The organism is Allobosea sp. TWI1241, assembly GCF_039673065.1.
GTDB lineage: Bacteria > Pseudomonadota > Alphaproteobacteria > Rhizobiales > Beijerinckiaceae > Allobosea.
The window spans coordinates 159,673-178,079 of the sequence record NZ_JBDJKW010000002.1 but is presented as its reverse complement, the minus strand read 5'-3'; the positions used below and the strand labels follow the sequence as shown (position 1 = coordinate 178,079).

The 18,407-nt window shown below is 69.0% G+C and carries 18 protein-coding genes; 6 read left to right on the top strand and 12 right to left on the bottom strand.

What is annotated here, in order from left to right:
• Positions 1-40: 40 nt before the first annotated feature.
• Both coaD and ABE438_RS03825 read right to left on the bottom strand, forming a co-directional pair.
• Positions 41-541 carry a pantetheine-phosphate adenylyltransferase gene (coaD, locus tag ABE438_RS03830; RefSeq protein WP_346501208.1) on the bottom strand — a complete coding sequence of 167 codons (501 nt, stop codon included), beginning with the start codon at positions 539-541 and terminating at the stop codon, positions 41-43.
• Complete coding sequence (locus tag ABE438_RS03825; protein ID WP_346501207.1) at positions 499-717, bottom strand: hypothetical protein; 219 nt, start codon at positions 715-717, stop codon at positions 499-501. The genes coaD and ABE438_RS03825 overlap by 43 nt, the downstream gene beginning before the upstream one ends.
• Before the next feature lie 155 nt (positions 718-872).
• On the opposite strand from ABE438_RS03825, the gene ABE438_RS03820 reads away from it, so the two are divergent.
• Positions 873-2,732: an ABC-F family ATP-binding cassette domain-containing protein gene (locus ABE438_RS03820; protein WP_346501206.1), complete on the top strand. Its 1,860-nt coding sequence runs from the start codon at positions 873-875 to the stop codon at positions 2,730-2,732.
• Between the two features lie 91 nt (positions 2,733-2,823).
• On the opposite strand, the gene ABE438_RS03815 is transcribed toward ABE438_RS03820, so the two are convergent.
• From ABE438_RS03815 to ABE438_RS03800, 4 genes are read right to left on the bottom strand one after another with little or no spacing between them, the layout of a single operon-like run.
• The gene (locus ABE438_RS03815) at positions 2,824-3,312 is read right to left on the bottom strand and encodes a YegJ family protein (protein ID WP_346501205.1); all 489 of its coding nucleotides are present in this window, start codon (positions 3,310-3,312) and stop codon (positions 2,824-2,826) included.
• 16 nt (positions 3,313-3,328) lie between these two features.
• The gene (locus tag ABE438_RS03810) at positions 3,329-3,739 is read right to left on the bottom strand and encodes a hypothetical protein (protein WP_346501204.1); all 411 of its coding nucleotides are present in this window, start codon (positions 3,737-3,739) and stop codon (positions 3,329-3,331) included.
• On the bottom strand, positions 3,736-4,188 hold the full coding sequence (locus ABE438_RS03805; protein WP_346501203.1) for a DNA polymerase III subunit chi: 453 nt from the start codon (positions 4,186-4,188) through the stop codon (positions 3,736-3,738). The genes ABE438_RS03810 and ABE438_RS03805 overlap by 4 nt, the downstream gene beginning before the upstream one ends.
• Positions 4,189-4,248: 60 nt before the next feature.
• Positions 4,249-5,742 (bottom strand): leucyl aminopeptidase, encoded by a 1,494-nt coding sequence (locus ABE438_RS03800; protein ID WP_346501202.1) that lies wholly within the window; start codon positions 5,740-5,742, stop codon positions 4,249-4,251.
• Between the two features lie 174 nt (positions 5,743-5,916).
• On the opposite strand from ABE438_RS03800, the gene lptF reads away from it, so the two are divergent.
• From lptF to rsmA, 5 genes are all read left to right on the top strand, one after another.
• The gene (gene lptF / locus ABE438_RS03795) at positions 5,917-7,107 is read left to right on the top strand and encodes an LPS export ABC transporter permease LptF (protein ID WP_346501201.1); all 1,191 of its coding nucleotides are present in this window, start codon (positions 5,917-5,919) and stop codon (positions 7,105-7,107) included.
• Positions 7,107-8,195 carry an LPS export ABC transporter permease LptG gene (gene lptG / locus ABE438_RS03790; RefSeq protein WP_346501200.1) on the top strand — a complete coding sequence of 363 codons (1,089 nt, stop codon included), beginning with the start codon at positions 7,107-7,109 and terminating at the stop codon, positions 8,193-8,195. Before lptF ends, lptG begins: the two co-directional genes overlap by 1 nt.
• Positions 8,196-8,312: 117 nt before the next feature.
• Positions 8,313-10,760: an LPS-assembly protein LptD gene (locus ABE438_RS03785; RefSeq protein ID WP_346501199.1), complete on the top strand. Its 2,448-nt coding sequence runs from the start codon at positions 8,313-8,315 to the stop codon at positions 10,758-10,760.
• A gap of 45 nt (positions 10,761-10,805) precedes the next feature.
• Positions 10,806-11,837, top strand: a complete 1,032-nt coding sequence (gene pdxA / locus ABE438_RS03780) for a 4-hydroxythreonine-4-phosphate dehydrogenase PdxA (protein ID WP_346501198.1) — start codon at positions 10,806-10,808, stop codon at positions 11,835-11,837.
• Positions 11,834-12,703, top strand: a complete 870-nt coding sequence (gene rsmA / locus ABE438_RS03775) for a 16S rRNA (adenine(1518)-N(6)/adenine(1519)-N(6))-dimethyltransferase RsmA (protein ID WP_346501197.1) — start codon at positions 11,834-11,836, stop codon at positions 12,701-12,703. The genes pdxA and rsmA overlap by 4 nt, the downstream gene beginning before the upstream one ends.
• A 7-nt stretch (positions 12,704-12,710) precedes the next feature.
• Here the strand turns inward: rsmA and gmk are convergent, their stop codons facing one another.
• The 6 genes from gmk to fabG all read right to left on the bottom strand — a co-directional run bounded on the left by gmk (position 12,711) and on the right by fabG (position 18,395).
• The gene (gene gmk / locus ABE438_RS03770) at positions 12,711-13,361 is read right to left on the bottom strand and encodes a guanylate kinase (RefSeq protein WP_346501196.1); all 651 of its coding nucleotides are present in this window, start codon (positions 13,359-13,361) and stop codon (positions 12,711-12,713) included.
• Between the two features lie 5 nt (positions 13,362-13,366).
• On the bottom strand, positions 13,367-14,233 hold the full coding sequence (locus ABE438_RS03765) for a YicC/YloC family endoribonuclease (protein WP_346501195.1): 867 nt from the start codon (positions 14,231-14,233) through the stop codon (positions 13,367-13,369).
• Positions 14,234-14,399: 166 nt separating this feature from the next.
• On the bottom strand, positions 14,400-15,716 hold the full coding sequence (mltG, locus tag ABE438_RS03760) for an endolytic transglycosylase MltG (protein ID WP_346501194.1): 1,317 nt from the start codon (positions 15,714-15,716) through the stop codon (positions 14,400-14,402).
• Between the two features lie 136 nt (positions 15,717-15,852).
• Positions 15,853-17,118: a beta-ketoacyl-ACP synthase II gene (gene fabF / locus ABE438_RS03755; protein ID WP_346501193.1), complete on the bottom strand. Its 1,266-nt coding sequence runs from the start codon at positions 17,116-17,118 to the stop codon at positions 15,853-15,855.
• Positions 17,119-17,171: 53 nt separating this feature from the next.
• Positions 17,172-17,405 (bottom strand): acyl carrier protein, encoded by a 234-nt coding sequence (locus ABE438_RS03750; protein ID WP_043236751.1) that lies wholly within the window; start codon positions 17,403-17,405, stop codon positions 17,172-17,174.
• Between the two features lie 252 nt (positions 17,406-17,657).
• Positions 17,658-18,395 (bottom strand): 3-oxoacyl-[acyl-carrier-protein] reductase, encoded by a 738-nt coding sequence (gene fabG / locus ABE438_RS03745; protein WP_346501192.1) that lies wholly within the window; start codon positions 18,393-18,395, stop codon positions 17,658-17,660.
• Positions 18,396-18,407 lie beyond the last annotated feature (12 nt).

Sequence of the window (18,407 nt, the reverse complement as noted above, 5' to 3'; positions counted from 1 at the left end):
AATGCAACCCGCGCTGTGGTTTTCGCACCGCTTTCGCGGCTCAGCGGGCGGCGACCGCAGCCTTCAGCGCGCGCTCCACGGCCGGCGGCACGAAGGCGGAGACGTCGCCCCCCATGGTGGCGATCTGGCGGACCAGCGTGGCGGTGATGTGGCGGCTGGCGGGCGCGGCCGGCAGGAACACGGTTTGGACCTCCGGTGCCATCGCCGCGTTCATCCCGACCATCTGCATCTCGTAATCGAAATCGGTGCCGTCGCGCAGGCCGCGCACGATGGTGGTCGCGCCGGCCTTGCGCGCGGCGTCGACGGCCAGCCCGTCGAAGGTCACGACCTCGACAGCGGCGCCGCGCGCCTGCGCCAGCGGCGTCGCGACGGCGCGCAACAGCGCGGCCCGCTCGTCGACGCCGAGCAGCGGCTTCTTGCCGGGATGGACCCCGATCGCCAGCACGAGCCTGTCGCAGAGGCCGGCGGCCGCCGCGATCACGTCGGCATGGCCGTTGGTCACGGGGTCGAAGGAGCCGGTGTAGAGGGCGATGCGCTGCATGCGCCAGCGTTAGCCAAATCGCCGGCCTGCCACAAGCCGGGCGCCGGCACGCGACAGGACGAAGGCGCCAGCGCCGCGAGCGCGGCCATGGTGCCGAGCAGGAGGGCGGCGAAAACGACGAGGATAGCCAGGACCGATACGCGACGCGGACGCTGCAACAGGAATCCGAGCTGCATGGATTGCTCTTTGCGAATCAGCAGGTTGACGCTGATTCCTGCCTGAGCGCTTCGGCGGGCGTCGCCGTGGCCGCACTGTGTCGAATCCGTGACGGGGCGGCATGCTGCGCTTTCCCCGTTGCATCGCGGGGGTGAACACGCCTAAAGCCCCGCGGATGCTCACCCTCAACGACATCACCTACCGCCTCGGCGAGCGCCTGCTGCTCGACAAGGCCAGCGCCTTCCTTCCCACCGGCTCGCGCGTCGGCCTCGTCGGCCGCAACGGCACCGGCAAGACCACCCTGTTCCGCATCATCACCGGCGAGCTCTCGCCGGAGGGCGGCAACGTCGCCCTGCCGCGCGGCATGCGCATCGGCGGCGTGGCGCAGGAAGCCCCGGGCGGCCCGGAATCGCTGATCTCGGTGGTGCTCGCCGCCGATACCGAGCGGGCTGCGCTGATCAAGGAGTCGGAGACCGCGACCGATCCGATGCGGATCGCCGAGATCGAGACCCGCCTGGCAGACATCGACGCCCACTCCGCGCCGGCCCGCGCCGCCACCGTGCTGCACGGCCTCGGCTTCGACGAGGCGGCACAGCAGCGCCCCTGCTCCGACTTCTCAGGCGGCTGGCGCATGCGCGTCGCGCTCGCGGCCGTGCTCTTCGCCCAGCCCGACCTGCTGCTGCTCGACGAGCCGACCAACTATCTCGACCTCGAGGGCACGCTCTGGCTCTACGACTATCTCGAGCGCTATCCGCACACCGTACTGGTGGTCAGCCATGATCGCGAGCTGCTCGACACCTGCGTCGACCACATCCTGCACCTCGACCAGGGCAAGCTGACGATCTATCGCGGCGGCTACAGCGATTTCGAACGCCTGCGCGCCGAGAAGCAGATGCACCTCGCCAAGCAGCGCGAGAAGCAGGACGCCGAGCGCAAGCACCTTCAGGCCTTCGTCGACCGCTTCAAGGCCAAGGCCAGCAAGGCGCGGCAGGCGCAGTCCCGCGTCAAGCGGCTGGAGAAGATGCAGGACATCGCGGTGATCGAGGACCGCGACGTGCAGGCCTTCTCCTTCCCGGCGCCGGAGCGCCAGCTCTCGCCGCCGATGGTCGTGCTGGAAGGCGCCAGCGCCGGCTATGGCGAGCGCACCGTGCTGTCGCGCCTCAACCTGACGCTGGCGCCCGACGACCGCATCGCCCTGCTCGGCTCCAACGGCAACGGCAAGTCGACCTTCTGCAAGCTGATCGGCGGGCGTCTGCCGCCGCTCAGCGGCCAGATGCGCCGCTCGACCAAGCTGGAGACGGCCTATTTCGCCCAGCACCAGCTCGACGAGCTGCGCATGGAGGATACGCCGGTCGGTCATATCCGCGACCTGATGCCCGATGCGCCGGAAGCGCGGGTGCGGGCGCGCACCGCGCAGGTCGGCTTCCCGGCCAACAAGGCCGACACGCCGGTGAAGAACCTCTCCGGCGGCGAAAAGGCGCGGCTCATGCTCGGCATCGCCACCTTCGGCGGCCCGCATCTGCTCATCCTCGACGAGCCGACCAACCATCTCGACATCGACAGCCGCACCGCGCTGGTCAAGGCGATCAACGAGTATCCGGGCGCCGTCATCCTGGTGAGCCATGACCGCTTCCTGATCGAGGCCTGCGCCGACGATCTCTGGCTAGTCGGCGACGGTACGGTGAAGCGCTTCGACGGCGACATGGACGACTATCGCGACTACGTGCTCGGGCGCGACAAGCCGGCCAGGCGCGAGAAGGCCGCGGCCGAGCCGGCCCAGGGCGCCCGCAAGGAAGCGGCGAGCAAGCGCCAGTCGCAAGGGCCGCTGCGCCAGAAGCTCAACCTGGCGGAAGCCCGCATCGCCAAGCTCGAAGGGCTGATCGGCAAGGTCGACGCGGCGCTGGCCAACGGCGCCTTTGCGCGCGAGCCGGACAAGGCGCTGCTGCTCTCGCGCCAGCGGGCCGAGCTGGCGGGCGCGCTGACCGCCGCCGAGGAGGAATGGCTGGCGCTCGGCGCCGAGCTCGAAAACAGCTGAGCCACCCGCCCCTTCACCCTGAAGCGCAAACGAAAAACCATCCGGGCCCAGCCCGGATGGTTTCACTGCGAGGCCGGCGCGGAGGCAGGGCTCAGGGCAGCGGCGCCAGCTTGAGGTCGAGCTGCTGGCGTTGCTCCGGCGTCAAGCGCTTGAGCATCACCCGCGTGGTGTAGCTGCCATGGTCGAGGCCGCCCTCGCGATAGGTCCAGTCGCTGATCTGGGCCTTCGGGGCGCTATAGACGTCGCCCTGCTCGTAATCGATATAGACCGGCTCGTTTGCGATGCGCCCGACGAAGACATCCCCCTCGATGCCGGTGAGGCTCATCCAGATGTGCTCGTTGCCGCTGTCGGGCCGCGGGATCGCGACCTTCACGGCATGGCGCTCGCCGCGCCCGGCACGGAACTGGCTCACGAAATGCGGCAGCGATTGCCTCGCCTGCGCGATCGCGGCGTTCATCGCCCGATCGGAGTTCTCGTAATCGATCACCTGCGCACGGGCCACGCCGGCCGCCAGCACGGCGGCGGCGAAGGCGGCGGCAGACAGCGCGCCGAGAGCGCGCCGCGACATCACGGAGGTCATGGCACCCGCCCCGGCCTCAGCTCTGCTGCTCGCCCTGACCGGGCTTCACGATCCGGCTCAAGCGGTTGTCCGTGAACATGTAAATCTCGCGGCCGCCCGGCTCGGCGTAGAGCACCTGCACCTCACGCTGCCCCTTGCCGCTCTCGCCGATCAGCACGTCGGTCGGACGCTTGGCCTTGGCGCGGACAAGCTCGCATTCGGTCATGCCGACGGCGATCTCGGCCGGCTGCGGCCGGCTCGACGGATCGAGCGAGACATTGGCCTGGCACTCGCCCTCGGCCGTCAGCAGCGCCTCGCTGGTGGCGACGCGGGCTGTGGCGGTCGACGTCGTCGTCCTGTTGCCGTCCGAGACGAAGGAATATCCGCCCATATCGACGGAGCAGGCGCCGAGGCCGGCGGCCAGGGCGATGACGAGGATTGGCTTCACGCTTTCTTCTCCCAGCGCCCCGTCTCGTCCTGCTGCCAATACGTGGCGGCGACGCCGAGCGCGCGCATTCGCTTCCAATCCTCGCGGGCGGAGGCGAGCGCCTCCGGATCGTCACCGTCGAAGATCAGGATGACGCGGTCATAACCGTCCAATGCGTCCGGAATGCGAACCCCGTCGACGCAGAAGCGGATCTGCGCCCCGTTCGGGTTCTCCGGCCCCAGCGCCAGCACCACAGGGCTGGCGCCGGCGTCCGGCTCGGAAGCCGGCGCATGCGGCAGGAAGGCCTCGTCGGCATAGGTCCACAGCCGCTCGTCGACCGCCGCGAGCCGCTCGGCGCTGGAGAGCTCCACCACCGCCTTCCAGCCGCGCGCCAGCGAGCGCTCCAGCAGCGTCGGCAGGACCTGCTCGAGCGAGCGTCCCTGCAGGTGGTAGAACCAGGCTTCCGTCACGGGGGCTACGCCGAAGGAGTCGGATTACAGGAGCTTGCGGGCAGAACCTCGCAAGCCGGATCAGGACTCGTAATGGTCCGCGACCAGCCGTTCGAGCAGGCGCACGCCCCAGCCAGAGCCCCAGGACCGGTTGATCTCGCTGGCGGGCGAGCCCATGCCGGTGCCGGCGATGTCGAGATGCGCCCAGGGCGTGTCGTCGACATGGCGCTGCAGGAACTGGGCGGCGGTGATCGAGCCGCCATGGCGGCCAGCCGAGTTCTTCATGTCGGCGAACTTGGAATCGATCATCTTGTCGTAGGCCGCCGAGAGCGGCATGTGCCAGACCGTCTCGCCGGTTGCCTTGCCGGCGGCGGCCAGCCGCTCGGCCAGCGTGTCGTCATTGGAGAACAGGCCGGCGTTCTCCTGTCCGAGCGCGACGAGGATCGCACCTGTCAGCGTCGCCAGATTGACCATGAACACCGGCTCGAAGCGCTCCTGCGTGTACCAGAGCACGTCGGCCAGCACGAGGCGGCCCTCGGCGTCGGTGTTGATGATCTCGATGGTCTGGCCGGAGAGCGAGGTGACGATGTCGCCCGGACGCTGGGCGTTGCCGTCCGGCATGTTCTCGACCAGGCCGATCACGCCGACCGCGTTCACCTTCGCCTTGCGGGCTGCGAGCGCGTGCATCAGGCCGGTGACGCAGGCCGCACCCGCCATGTCGCCCTTCATGTCCTCCATGCCGCCGGCCGGCTTGATCGAGATGCCGCCGGTGTCGAAGGTCACGCCCTTGCCGACGAAGGCGACCGGCTTCTCGCCCTTGGCGCCGCCGTTCCAGCGCATCACTACGACGCGGCTCTCGCGGCGCGAGCCCTGACCGACGCCGAGCAGCGCGCGCATGCCGATCTTGCCGAGTTGCTTCTCGTCGAGAATCTCGATCTCGACACCGAGCTTGCCGAGCTTGTCGGCCCGGTCGGCGAACTCTTCGGGGTAGAGCACGTTCGGCGGCTCGTTCACGAGGTCGCGAGCCAGCTCGACGCCGGCGGCGATCGCCTCGCGGGCCTTCAGCGCCTTGCGCAGCGCCGACGGGTCCTCGACGCGCAGCGTCACCGCCTTCGGCTCGGCCTGGTCCTTGTCGCGGCTCTTGGTCTTGTAGCGGTCGAAGCGATAGCTGCGCAGGCGCAGCCCCAGCCCGATCTCGGCGACCTCGTCGGCGGTGAACGCCGCGTCGGGCGCGACGCAGAGCACGTCGGCGCTGCCGCCGGCCGAGAGCTTGGCCGCCGCCGCCCCGCCCAGCATGGCGAAGTCGAGCCGGTCGCGCTCGGTTTCGGCCCCGAGCCCGACCAGGATCAGGCGCTCATAGCCCGCGCCTTCGGGCGCCAGCACCGCCAGGGTCGAGAGCGCCTTGCCCTTGAAACGCTCGGCCGCCGCCGCCCGTGCGACCAGGGCGCGCGCCCCCTCGCCGAGGATCTCGTCGAGCGCCGCCGCCGGGGCCAGCGTGTCGGAGACGAACACCACGACGTCGTACCCGCCGACGCCGTTCAGGGCTTTGACCTCGAGTTTCAGGCGCGACGACATTGGCAGCTCATTTATGGTCTGTGGCGAGGGATCGGTCCGGCGCAGAGGCCGACACCGGAGGACCGCAAACGATTCCCGTTTGCGCCATGTTTCAAGCTATACCATAGGAACGGTATGGCGAGCCTTCAACGCGGCCCGTCCCGGGTAACTCACCGTCGTTCAGGGTCGGCTCGCGTGCGTTTTGGACTGCTGGATCGCTATATCCTGAAGATCGCCACCGGGGCGGCGATCATCCTCCTCGTCGGCCTGACCAGCGTGATCTGGGTCACGCAGGCGCTGCGCGAGGTCGATCTCGTCACCGGCAAGGGCCAGACGGCGGTGATCTTCTTCACCGTGACGCTGCTCTCGCTGCCGGCGCTGATCGCCGGCATCGCGCCCGTCGCGCTGTTCATGGCAACGCTCTACACGCTGAACAAGCTCAACAGCGATTCCGAGCTGATCGTGATGAACGCGACCGGAATCGCGCCGCACCGCATCACGCGCCCCTTCATCGTGCTGACGCTGGTGACGGCGGCGCTGGTCGGCTGGATGTCGATCTCGGTGATGCCGGCCGGCTTCCGGGCGCTGCGCGACCTGATCACCCTGATCCGGGCCGATTTCGTCGCCAACGTCGTCAAGGAAGGCCAGTTCGTCACGCTCGATTCCGGCGTCACCTTCCATTACCGCGAGCGCCAGGGCCAGGCGCTGCTCGGCATCTTCATGCAGGACCGGCGCGACCCGAACCAGCCGGCGGTCTACATCGCCGAGCGCGGGCAGACCGCCGAGGCCGGCGGCAACAGCTTCCTGATGCTGGAGAAGGGCACGATTCAGCGCGAGAGCCGCGACCGCAACTCCAGCTCGATCATCTCCTTCGAGCGCTATGCGCTGAACCTCTCGGCTCTGTCGGGCGATGCCGACGGCGCCGGCGGCGGCGATGGCGACAAGGTGATCTATAAGCCGCGCGAACGCTCGACCTGGGCCCTGCTGAACCAGGATCCGAACGAGCCATACTACACGATCCAGGCCGGCCGCTTCCGGGCCGAGCTGCACAACCGGCTCTCCGCCCCGCTCTATCCGATCGCCTTCATGCTGGTCGCCTTCGCCATTCTCGGCGAGGCCCGCACCACCCGCCAGGGACGCGCGGTCGCGATCCAGCTGGCGATCTTCCTGGTCGGCGCGATCAGGATCGGGGCCTACGCCGCCTGGACGGCAAGCGTGCGCTCGGTCTTCGCGACGATGCTGCTCTACATCCTGCCCATCGCCACGATCGTGATCTCGGCGCTGGTCATCGCCTACGGCGCCCGTGCGCGGGCGGTGATCGACCGCCTGACCGAACCGCTCGTCGCCCCCCTGCTCGCCCTCACGGCCAGATTCCGGCGCGCCTGATGCTCCTGTTCAAGACCTTCGGCCGCTATCTGACGCAGCGCTTCCTGCGCGCCATCGTCAGCGTGTTCGGCACCTTCTTCTTCCTGATCCTCACCCTCGACTTCGTCGAGTTGATGCGGCGCGCCGGCGACTCGCCGATGGCGACGACGCCGAGCATCATCCAGCTGGCGCTCTACCGCGCGCCGTCGGTCGCCGAGCAGATCTTCCCCTTCGCGGTGCTGTTCGGCGGCATGTTCGCGCTGCTCAGCCTCAGCCGGAAGCTCGAGCTCGTGGTGGCGCGCTCGGTCGGCATCTCCGCCTGGCAGTTCCTGCAGCCGGCGGTGCTGGTGGCGGGCCTGGTCGGCCTCGTCTCCGTCGGCCTCTACAATCCGCTCGCGGCCGAGCTGAAGCAGCGCGCGACCACGCTCGAGGCCTCGCTCTTCGCCCGCACCGGCCAGGTAGTCGGCGACAAGGAGATCTGGATCCGTCAGCGCAGCCTCGACGGCCAGGCGGTGATCCGCGCTGCCGCGACGCTGGAGGACGAGATCGGGCTCGCCCGCGTCACCTTCTTCACCTACGGCGCGGATGGCGGCTTCCAGGACCGGATCGAGGCTCGCAAGGCGGTGCTGTTGCGCGGCTACTGGGAGCTCACCGATGCGCGCGTGACCTCCGTCATGGAAGAGCCGCAGACCTATTCGACCTATCTGGTCGCCACGAATCTGGAGCCGGAACAGGTGCGACAGAGCTTCACGCCGCCGGATTCCGTGGGGTTCTGGTCGATGCCGGCGGTGATCCAGCGGACCCGCGAGGCCGGGCTCGACACCACCCGCTACGAGCTGCGCTACGAGTCCCTCAAGGCACGCCCGATGCTGCTCGTCGCGATGATCCTCGTGGCCGCATCCGTTTCCTTAAGATTTTTCCGATTTGGTGGCGTGACCCGTTTGGTGGTGGGTGGCGTAGCAGCCGGGTTCGTGCTCTATGTGGCGACGCAGTTATCTGAGGAGCTGGGCTCATCGGGGATCGTCAATGCCCCGGTGGCCGCGTGGCTGCCCGCAATCGTGGGAAGCCTGCTCGGCGCTCTTGCCCTCCTCCATCAGGAAGACGGCTGATAATACGGTGCCTATGGTTAATTTTGGATTGAGTTCATGGCGGCCCGCGTGAAGCGCCTCGTACGCCTCGCAGCGGCGACGGCGCTTGCGACGTCGCTTGCCCCGGTTCTGGCTGGCATGAGCGACGTCCGCGCGCAGGACGCTGCCAAGCCGCAGGAGCGGATGGTCGTCGACGCGCGCGAACTCGTCTACGACCGCGACAAGAACACCGTCTCCGCCGTCGGCGACGTCCAGATCCTCTATCAGGGCCGCACCATCGAGGCCGACCGCGTCGTCTATGACCGCCAGAGCAAGCGCGTCGTGGCGACCGGCAACGCCCGCATCACCGAGTCGAACGGCACGGTGATCACCGGCGACCGTTTCAACCTGACCGACGACTTCCGCGACGGCTTCATCGATTCCCTGCGCGTCGTGAACACCGACAAGACCCGCTTCTCCGCACCGCGCGCCGAGCGCACGGACGGTGAGGTCTTCGTGTTCGACAAGGGCATCTACACCGCCTGCGAACCCTGCGTGGACAATCCGGAAAAGCCACCCTTCTGGCAGGTGCGCGCCGCCCGGATCATCCACAAGAAGTCCGAGCAGATGATCTACTACGAGGATGCCCGGCTGGAGTTCGCCGGCGTCCCGATCGCGTATGTCCCGTTCATGTCCGGCCCGGACGCGACGGTGAAGCGCAAGACCGGCTTCCTCTCGCCGGTCTTCATCAACACCTCGGCGCTGGGCTACGGCATCGGCCTGCCCTATTTCATCAACCTGGCGCCGAACTACGACGTCACGCTGACGCCGACCTATCTGACCCGCCAGGGCCTGCTCGGCCAGGCGGAATGGCGCCATCGTTTCTCGAACGGCTCCTACAACATCCGCGTCGCCGGCATCTTCCAGCAGGACAAGAAGGCGTTCCTGTCGAGCCCGTTCGGCGCGGGCGACGACAAGTTCCGCGGCTCGATCGAGACCTCCGGCAAGGTGTTCCTCAACCCGCGCTGGAACTTCAACTGGGACATCGCCGGCTCGACCGATCGCTTCTTCTTCAAGAACTACCGCATCCGCAGCGAGAGCATCACCGCCTCGACCTACCTGCAGGAATCGACCTCGACCGTCGCCCTCAGCGGCCAGAGCGACAGCGCCTGGTTCGACATGCGCGGCTACTACTTCCAGCCGCTCAGCTATGTGGATTGGCAGAAGCAGCAGCCCGTCGTGCTGCCGACGGTCGACTACAACAAGCGGGTGCACAAGCCGTCGATGATCGGCGGCGAGCTGTCGTTCAACGTCAACATCACGCATCTGACGCGTGAGGCGGCGGCGTTCAAGGAACTGCCGCAGCAGAAGACCTATCTGATCACGACGCCGCAATATTCGCTGTTCGACGGCTGCGCCGTCTACCAGAAGGACACCTGCCTGATCCGCGGCCTGGCCGGCAGCGTGGCGCGCGCCACCGCCGAGGTGGCCTGGCGCCGCAACTTCGTCGATCCGGCCGGCCAGATCTGGACGCCTTACGCCTCGGTGCGGGCCGACATCTTCTCGGTCAACCCGAACACGACGAACTACGCCAACGCCAATGTCCGCACGATCGCGGACGCCTCCGACGAGGTGTTCGGCCGCGTCATGCCGACCGCCGGCCTGCTCTATCGCTTCCCCTTCGTCGCCTCGAACGCCTGGGGCACCCATATCCTCGAGCCGGTCGCCCAGATCGTCGCCCGGCCGAACGAGACCAACAGCTACCGCGTCGCCAACGAGGACGCGCAGAGCACGGTGTTCGACGACACCAATCTGTTCGAGTGGAACAAGTTCTCCGGCTACGACCGGGTCGAGGGCGGCGTGCGCGGCAATATCGGCCTGCGCTACTCCGGCACCTTCGGCAAGGAATCCTACGCCAACCTGCTGGTCGGCCAGTCCTACCATCTCGGTGGCCGCAATCCGTTCGCCACTGGCGACCTGGTCAATGCAGGCCTCGATTCCGGCCTCGACACCCGCCGCTCGGACTATGTCGTGCGCGGCCAGTACTCGCCCTTCGCCGGGCTGCTCTTCCAGGGCGGCGCGCGCTTCGACGAGTCGAATTTCGAGGCGCAGCGCATCGACGGCTCGGCGGTGTTCTCGCACAGCGTCTTCAGCACGAGCATTGGCTACAGCCGCTACGAGCCGCAGCCCAAGCTCGGCATTCCGCGCCGTCGCGAAGGCCTGCTGCTCTCGCAGTCCTTCAAGTTCGCCCAGTTCTGGAGCGTGCGCGGCAGCGTCCTGTTCGACCTCGACAAGTTCAAGTACGACCGCGAGCGCTATCGCGACGCCTACACCACCTATATCGCCAACCCCGCTTCGATCACGGCGCCGATCTACCCGAAGACCGGCCCGTTCCAGACGGCTTCGCTCTCGCTCGGCCTGCGCTACCAGGACGAGTGCACGATCTTCGACATCGCCTATTCGCAGTCCTATGCCGACCGTCAGGCCGGCGCGAAGGAGGACACGCGCACGGTGATGTTCCGTCTCGAGCTGCGCACCCTCGGCGAGATCAGCTATTCGCAGAATCTCGGCGCGACCAGCACGGGCGACGGCGTCGCCAGCAAATGACGGTCACGGGCGGAGGCTGCTCCGCCCGCTTGCGGGAGATCACGCTTGCGACATGCCCCGCTGGCCCTGAGCCTGGGCGATCCGGCGGGCATCGGGCCGGAGATCACGCTGGCGGCCTGGGCCGAGCGCCGTGCGCGCGGCCTGCCGCCCTTCGCCGTCGTCGGGCCGGCCTCCGTCCTGATCGCGACCGCGCGCCGGCTCGGCCTCGATATCCCCGTCAAGGACGTGTCCTGGGCTGAGGTCGCCGCAACCTTCGACAGCGCGCTGCCGGTGGTCGCCACCGGCGTCGGCTGCGACCCTGAACCCGGCAAGCCCGACCCGGCCAACGCGCCCGCCGTCATCGCCGCGATCGAGCAGGCCGTCGCCGCCGTCCGCCGCGGCGAGGCCGGGGCGGTGGTGACGAACCCGATCGCCAAGAGCGTGCTCTACGCGGCCGGCTTCACCCATCCCGGCCATACCGAATTCCTCGCCGAGCTCGCCCGCCCGGCCGATGGCGGCGCCGCGCCGCGTCCGGTGATGATGCTCTGGTGCGAGGAGCTGGCGGTGGTGCCCGTCACCATCCACGTGCCGCTCTCGGCCGTTCCCGGCCTTCTGACCACCGAACTGATAGTCGAGACCGGCCGGATCGTCGCCGTCGACCTCCGGCGCTATTTCGGCATCGCGCAGCCGCGGTTGGCGCTGGCGGGGCTCAACCCCCATGCCGGCGAAGGTGGCGCGCTCGGGCTGGAGGACGACGCCGTCGTCGCCCCCGCGGTGGCAGCACTGGAAAGGCTCGGCATCGCCGCCACCGGGCCTCACCCTGCTGATACGATGTTCCATGCCCGCGCCCGCACCGGCTACGATGCGGCGCTCGCCATGTATCACGACCAGGCCCTGATCCCGATCAAGACCATCGCCTTCGACGAGGGCGTCAACGTCACGCTCGGCCTGCCCTTCATCCGGACCTCGCCCGACCACGGCACCGCCTTCGACATCGCCGGACGCGGCATCGCCCGCCCGGACAGCCTGTGCGCGGCGTTGCGGCTGGCGTCGCGGATGGCGGCGGCCGGCAGCAGCAGCGGAGCATCCCCCTCGTGAGCGCCCCAGACGACCTGCCGCCCCTGCGCGAGGTGGTCGAACGCCATGGCCTGATGGCCCAGAAGGCCCTCGGCCAGAACTTCCTGTTCGACCTCAACCTGACCGGCCGCATCGCTCGGTCCTCCGGCCCGCTGGAGGGCCGCACCGTGGTCGAGATCGGGCCGGGTCCGGGCGGGCTGACGCGCGCTCTGCTCGCCAACGGCGCCGGCAAGGTCATCGCGGTCGAGCGCGACCGGCGCTGTATGCCGGCGCTTGCCGAGGTCGCCGCGCATTATCCCGGCCGGCTCGAGGTGGTCGACGGCGACGCGCTCGCGGTCGATCTCGCCGCGCTGACCGGCGGGCAGGAGGCGCGTATCGTCGCCAACCTGCCCTACAACATCGGCACGCCGCTGCTGGTCGGCTGGCTCAGCGCCGAGCCCTGGCCGGCCTGGTGGAGCTCGCTGACGCTGATGTTCCAGAAGGAGGTCGCCGAGCGCATCGTCGCGACCCCGGAGCAGCGCGCGGACTATGGCCGCCTCGCCGTGCTGGCGAACTGGCGCTGCGAGACGAGGATCCTGTTCGACGTGCCGCGCAGCGCCTTCGTGCCGCCGCCGAAGATCACCTCCTCGGTGGTGCAGCTGGTGCCCCGCGCCCATCCGGAGCCCTGCGACCGGCGCATGCTGGAACGCGTCACGCTCGCCGCCTTCGGCCAGCGCCGCAAGATGCTGCGCCAGAGCCTGAAGGCCGTGGTGCCCGATCCCATCCCGGTGATCGAGGCGGCCGGGCTGGAGCAGACCGCGCGCGCCGAGGAAATCCCGGTTTCGGGCTTCGTCAGGCTGGCGAATGCCCTGTCGGCCGCCCGTCAGGACGCTTCTGCCAGGACCTGAACCGGCCTCAGGACAAATCCTCGGTCAGCAGGCCATCGACGAACGTGTCGAGGCCGACCGCACGCGTGCGCTTGAAGCGCTCGGCGATCAGGATCGAGCGCACCACCTCATAGGCCGTCTCGAGATGGTCGTTGACGATGACGTAGTCGTAGACGGCGTATCGCGCGATCTCGTCGCGGGCGTTCGCCAGCCGCTTGGCGATCACCTCCGGCGCATCCTCGGCCCGGCGGACGAGGCGCGAGCGCAGCTCCCGCATCGAGGGCGGCAGGATGAAGATGGTGACGACGTCTTCCCGGGCGCGCTCCAGGATCTGCTGGGTGCCCTGCCAGTCGATGTCGAACAATACGTCCCGCCCGGCCTTCAGCGAGTCCTCGACCGGCTTGCGCGGCGTGCCATAGCCGTTGCCATGGACTTCCGCCCATTCCAGCAACTCGTCGTGCGCCCGCATCCTGTCGAAGGTCTCGCGGTCGATGAAGTGATAATGCACGCCCTCGATCTCGGAGGGCCGCTTGGCGCGCGTCGTCACCGAAATCGACAGGTCGAGATTGGCCTCGCTGGACGACTTCAGCGTCCGGGTCAGCGTCGATTTGCCCGCGCCCGACGGCGAGGACATGATCATGATCAGGCCCCTGCGGGCCGGACGGACGGGCTCGGCCATCGTCGTCACTCCACGTTCTGGACCTGCTCGCGCAACTGGTCGACCGTCGTCCTGAGGTCGAGCCCGATGCGCGAGAGGCCGGGATCACCGGCCTTGGCGCAGAGCGTCGAGGCCTCGCGACCGAACTCCTGCGCCAGGAAATCGAGCTTGCGGCCGATCGGGCCGCCCTGGACCAGCAATGCGCGCAGCGCCGCGACATGCGCGTGCAGCCGGTCGATCTCCTCACGGATGTCGGCCTTCACCGACAGCAGCGCCGCCTCCTGGTGCAGGCGCTGCGGATCGAGCGCCGCATTGCCTTCCATCAGCGCCGCGACCTGCCCGGCGAGCCGCTCGCGGATCGCCTCGACGCTGCGCGCCGGATGCGCCTCCGCCTCGGCGGTCAGCCGCGCGATCGTCTCGAGATGACCGCGGAGCACCGCCTCCAGCGCCTGCCCCTCGGCGCCGCGCGCCTGCTTCAGCGAGGCGACCAGCGCCGTAAGCGCCGCCGTCAGCGGCGCCTCCAGCGCTCCGGCCGCATCCTCGTCCTCCTCGGCGATCTCGACCACGCCGCGGATCGCCAGCAGCCCGTCGAGCGAGGCCGGCGCCATGCCCGGCGGCAGAGCGACCCGGCCGGCTTCCGCCACCAGCGCCTCCAGCGCCTCGCGGTTGATGCGCGGGCGGGCCGAAGCGGCCTGGCTGGTTACGGTCAGGTTGATATGCAGCGTGCCGCGCGAGAAGGCGGACGAGACCAGCTTGCGCGCCGCTTCCGAGAACCGGTCGAAACCCGGCGGCACGCGGACGCGCACGTCGAGCCCGCGGCCGTTGACGCTGCGGACCTCCCAGGCGAAGGCGTGGCCGCCGACGGCCCCCGCCTCGCGCGCGAATCCGGTCATGCTCTCGATCGACATGCGATTGCCCCCTGCGACCCCGGTCCGGCGGGAGGCGGCTGGCCCCGCGCCGGATGTCGCGTCGCGTAAACTGCTGGTGCAGCGATAACGTCCGGCGGCCGATCAGGCCACTGCGGCCCGAGGCATCGGCCGGCCTGACCTGTGGACAGGCTCAGGGCCGCAGCGGCGGAACCGTCTGCGGGCTGTTGAGGTCGAAGCTGCGGTTGAGCAGCGGATCGCGCTCGGTGCCCTCGGAGGCGTCGAAGGCGCGGCCGCGCCCGCCGGTCGCGGTGTTGCTCGCAGCCGTCGCCGGCTGCGCCGCGGGCGCCTCGGTGCGGCTGTCCGGCGAGGGCAGCGGCTCGGCCTTGTCCACGCCGGACTCGCCCGCCGGGCGGGTGCCGTCGCGACGCCCGGCCTCGATCTGCCGCCATTTGGCGACGTTGCGGTTGTGCTGCTCCAGCGTCTCGGCGAAGGCGTGCCCGCCGGAACCGTCCGCCACGAAGTAGAGGTCCTTCGTGCGCGAATGGTTGACCACCGCCTCCATCGCGGCACGGCCGGGATTGGCGATCGGCCCGGGCGGCAGGCCGTCGATCGTGTAGGTGTTGTAGGGCGTCGCCTGGGTGATCTCGGCGCGCATGATGCCGCGGCCCAGCGTGCCCTTGCCGCCCACCAGCCCGTAGACGATGGTCGGGTCCGACTGCAGGCGCATCTTGCGGTTCAGCCGGTTGATGAAGACGCCCGCCACGCGGGTGCGCTCGTCGGCGCGGCCGGTCTCCTTCTCGACGATGGAGGCCAGGACGACCAGTTCCTGCGGCGTCTTGATCGGCAGGTCCGCCGGCCGGCGCGCCCAGATCTCCTTCAGGATGCGGCTCTGGTCGCGCATCATGCGGTCGACGATCGACTGGCGGCTGGCGCCGCGCTGGAACTTGTAGGTGTCGGGCAGCATCACGCCCTCGGGCGGCGTCTTGCTCACCTCACCGGTCAGGAGCTCGTTCTCGGCGAGGCGCGCGATGATCTGCTCGCTGGTCAGCCCCTCCGGCACGGTGACCGAATGCTCGACAGCCTTGCCCTCGGCGATGATGTCGATGATCTCGTTCTGGCTGCTGCGAGCCTTGAACAGGTACTCGCCGGCCTTCAGACGGGCGCGGTTGCCCGACAGCATGGCCGAGAGCCGGAAGGCCCAGGAATGCTCGATCAGCCCCTCGCGCTGCAGCAATTCGGCGATGTCGGTCAGGCCGCTGTCGCGCGGGATGATCACCACCTTGTCGCTGGCGAGCGGGCCCGGTGCGCGGCTGCGGTTCTCGACGAAGGCGATGCCGCCGCCGACGAGGCCGGCGAGCACCAGCAGCGCGGTGAACAGGCCGCTGAGCAGCGCGACGAAGGGCGAGCGACGGCGGCGCGGCTTCTTCGGCGGCGGCGGCGACGGCGGCGCCACCGGCTTCAGGGCTTCGTTCGGACTTCTGGGAGCGACCCGGGGCGACTGGTTCATGCTGCTCTCGCCCGTTGTTCCGACATCAGGTCCTGCTCGTCAGCATAGCGTTCGGCCGGCCGCAGCATGCGCCGCATACTGGCAGGACGGCTGCGACAGGCTAGCGAAAAATGTGGCGAAACCGCGCTGTCCCCGCCTAGTCGACGAAGCGGCGCATCACCAGCGAGGCGTTGGTGCCGCCGAAGCCGAAGGAGTTCGACAGGGCGATGTCGACCTTGCGCTTCTTCGCCTTGTGCGGAACCAGGTCCAGCTCGGTCTCGACCGACGGATTGTCGAGATTGATCGTCGGCGGGACGATCTGGTCGCGGATCGAGAGCACCGAGAAGATCGCCTCGATCGCACCGGCGGCGCCGAGCAGGTGGCCGGTCGCCGACTTGGTCGAGGACATGGCCGGACGCTCGGGCGCGTTCGCCAGCAGGCGCTCGACGGCGCGCAGCTCGATCTCGTCGCCGACCTGCGTCGAGGTGCCATGGGCGTTGATGTAGTCGACGTCCGAGGCGCGCAGGCCCGCGCGCTTCAGCGCGGCCTGCATGCAGCGATAGGCACCGTCGCCATCCTCGGCCGGCGAGGTGATGTGGTAGGCGTCGCCCGACATGCCGTAGCCGACGATCTCGGCATAGATCCGGGCGCCGCGGGCCTTCGCGTGCTCCAGTTCCTCGAGGACGACGACGCCGGCGCCCTCGCCCATGACGAAGCCGTCACGGTCGCGGTCATAGGGCCGGGAGGCCTTCTCGGGCGTGTCGTTGAAGCCGGTCGACAGGGCCCGGCAGGCGCAGAAGCCCGCGATCCCGATGCGGTTGATCGCGGATTCGGCTCCGCCGGCGACCATCACCTCGGCATCGCCGAGCGCGACCATGCGGGCGGCGTCGCCGATGGCGTGCGCGCCGGTCGAGCAGGCGGTGACGACGGCATGGTTCGGCCCCTTGAGGCCGTGCTCGATCGAGACGTAGCCGGCGGCGAGATTGCTCAGCCGGCCGGGAATGAAGAAGGGCGAGAGGCGGCGCGGGCCGCGCTCCTTGATCAGGATCGAGGCTTCGTAGATGCCGCCGAGCCCGCCGATGCCGGAGCCGATCGCGACGCCTGTCGCGATCTGGTCCTCGTAGCTATCGGGCTTCCAGCCGGAATCGCGCAGCGCCTGCGTAGCGGCCGCCATGGCGAAGACGATGAAGTCGTCGACCTTGCGCTGCTCCTTCGGCTCCAGCCACTCATCGGGATTGAAGGTGCCGTTGGTGCCGTCGCCGCGCGGAATGCTGCAGGCGATTCGCGCGGGCAGGTCAGAGACATCGAACGTGGTGATCGGACCGGCACCGCTCTCGCCGGCCAGAATGCGCGACCAGCTCGCCTCCACCCCGTTAGCCATCGGGGTGACCATGCCAAGTCCGGTGACGACGACACGCCGCATCGGTTATCCTCGCTCTGTGCCGGCGCGCCGAGGCGCGCCGGTCGCGGAGCCGCTCAGGCGGACTTCGACAGGAACTTGACCGCGTCGCCGACGGTCACGATCGTCTCGGCGGCGTCGTCGGGGATCTCGACGCCGAACTCTTCCTCGAACGCCATGACCAGCTCGACGGTGTCGAGGCTGTCCGCGCCCAGGTCCTCGATGAAGTTGGCGCCTTCCACGACCTTCTCCGGCTCAACGCCGAGATGCTCGATCACGATCTTCTTCACGCGCTCGGCGACATCGCTCATGGGTTTTTACCTCTGAACCTAGAAACACACCGCTGGCAGCGACGCGTGGTTGAAATCGATCTCCGGCCCGGGGCCGCGCGATGACGCGGCGGGTCGGCTGTTCACGGCTGCACAAACGCAACAACCGGGTTGGCGTCAAGTCCCCCGGGGGTCGCGGAGGCCACCGCCGGCTGGGTCATTAACACACTCGCGAGGGGCTGGCGAGAGCATCGCGACACTCTGGAACGGCTTGCGGACATATCCACAAGCCATTCAGATCATTGCCATTCCGCCATTCACATGAAGCGTCTGGCCGGTGACGTAGGCCGCCTCGTCGCTGGCCAGATAGGCCACGGCCGAGGCGATCTCGTCACCGACGCCGAGGCGGCCCATCGGCACGCTGGCGAGGATGCCTTCGCGCTGCTTGTCGTTCAGCGCGGCGGTCATCGGCGACTCGATGAAGCCCGGCGCGACGACGTTCACGGTGATGTTGCGGCTGGCGACCTCGGCGGCGAGCGCCTTGGACATGCCGACCAAGCCGGCCTTGGAGGCGGCGTAGTTGCCCTGCCCCGGATTGCCGGTCGTGCCCACCACCGAGCCGATCGAGATGATGCGGCCATAGCGGCGGCGCATCATCGTCTTCACGGCGGCGCGCGACAGGCGGAAGGCGGCCGTCAGGTTGACCGCCAGCACGAAGTCCCAGTCCTCGTCCTTGAGGCGCATGAACAGGCCGTCGCGCGTCACGCCGGCATTGTTCACCAGGATGTCGAGCCCGCCGAGCGCCTGCTCGGCCGCCGGCACCAGCGCCTCGACCGACTCGCGGTCGGAGAGATCGCAGGGCGTCACCACCACGCGCTCGCCGAGCTCGGCCGCCAGCGCCTCCAGCGCCTCGACGCGCGTGCCGGAGATCGCGACCGTCGCGCCCTGGGCATGCAGCCGCCGCGCCGTCGCGCCGCCAAGCCCGCCCGTGGCGCCGGTGACCAACGCCTTCTTACCCGTGAGATCAAGCAATGCTGCCTCCCT

Excerpts from the sequence above, each read along its gene's own strand:
- ABE438_RS03785 (WP_346501199.1), top strand. The coding sequence starts at position 8,313 with ATGAGCGACGTCCGCGCGCAGGACGCTGCCAAGCCGCAGGAGCGGATG.
- gmk (WP_346501196.1), bottom strand. The coding sequence starts at position 13,361 with ATGGCCGAGCCCGTCCGTCCGGCCCGCAGGGGCCTGATCATGATCATG.
- ABE438_RS03815 (WP_346501205.1), bottom strand. The coding sequence starts at position 3,312 with ATGACCTCCGTGATGTCGCGGCGCGCTCTCGGCGCGCTGTCTGCCGCC.
- ABE438_RS03825 (WP_346501207.1), bottom strand. The coding sequence starts at position 717 with ATGCAGCTCGGATTCCTGTTGCAGCGTCCGCGTCGCGTATCGGTCCTG.
- lptG (WP_346501200.1), top strand. The coding sequence starts at position 7,107 with ATGCTCCTGTTCAAGACCTTCGGCCGCTATCTGACGCAGCGCTTCCTG.
- fabF (WP_346501193.1), bottom strand. The coding sequence starts at position 17,118 with ATGCGGCGTGTCGTCGTCACCGGACTTGGCATGGTCACCCCGATGGCT.
- ABE438_RS03800 (WP_346501202.1), bottom strand. The coding sequence starts at position 5,742 with ATGTCGTCGCGCCTGAAACTCGAGGTCAAAGCCCTGAACGGCGTCGGC.
- mltG (WP_346501194.1), bottom strand. The coding sequence starts at position 15,716 with ATGAACCAGTCGCCCCGGGTCGCTCCCAGAAGTCCGAACGAAGCCCTG.
- ABE438_RS03765 (WP_346501195.1), bottom strand. The coding sequence starts at position 14,233 with ATGACCGGATTCGCGCGCGAGGCGGGGGCCGTCGGCGGCCACGCCTTC.
- ABE438_RS03820 (WP_346501206.1), top strand. The coding sequence starts at position 873 with ATGCTCACCCTCAACGACATCACCTACCGCCTCGGCGAGCGCCTGCTG.
- ABE438_RS03750 (WP_043236751.1), bottom strand. The coding sequence starts at position 17,405 with ATGAGCGATGTCGCCGAGCGCGTGAAGAAGATCGTGATCGAGCATCTC.
- coaD (WP_346501208.1), bottom strand. The coding sequence starts at position 541 with ATGCAGCGCATCGCCCTCTACACCGGCTCCTTCGACCCCGTGACCAAC.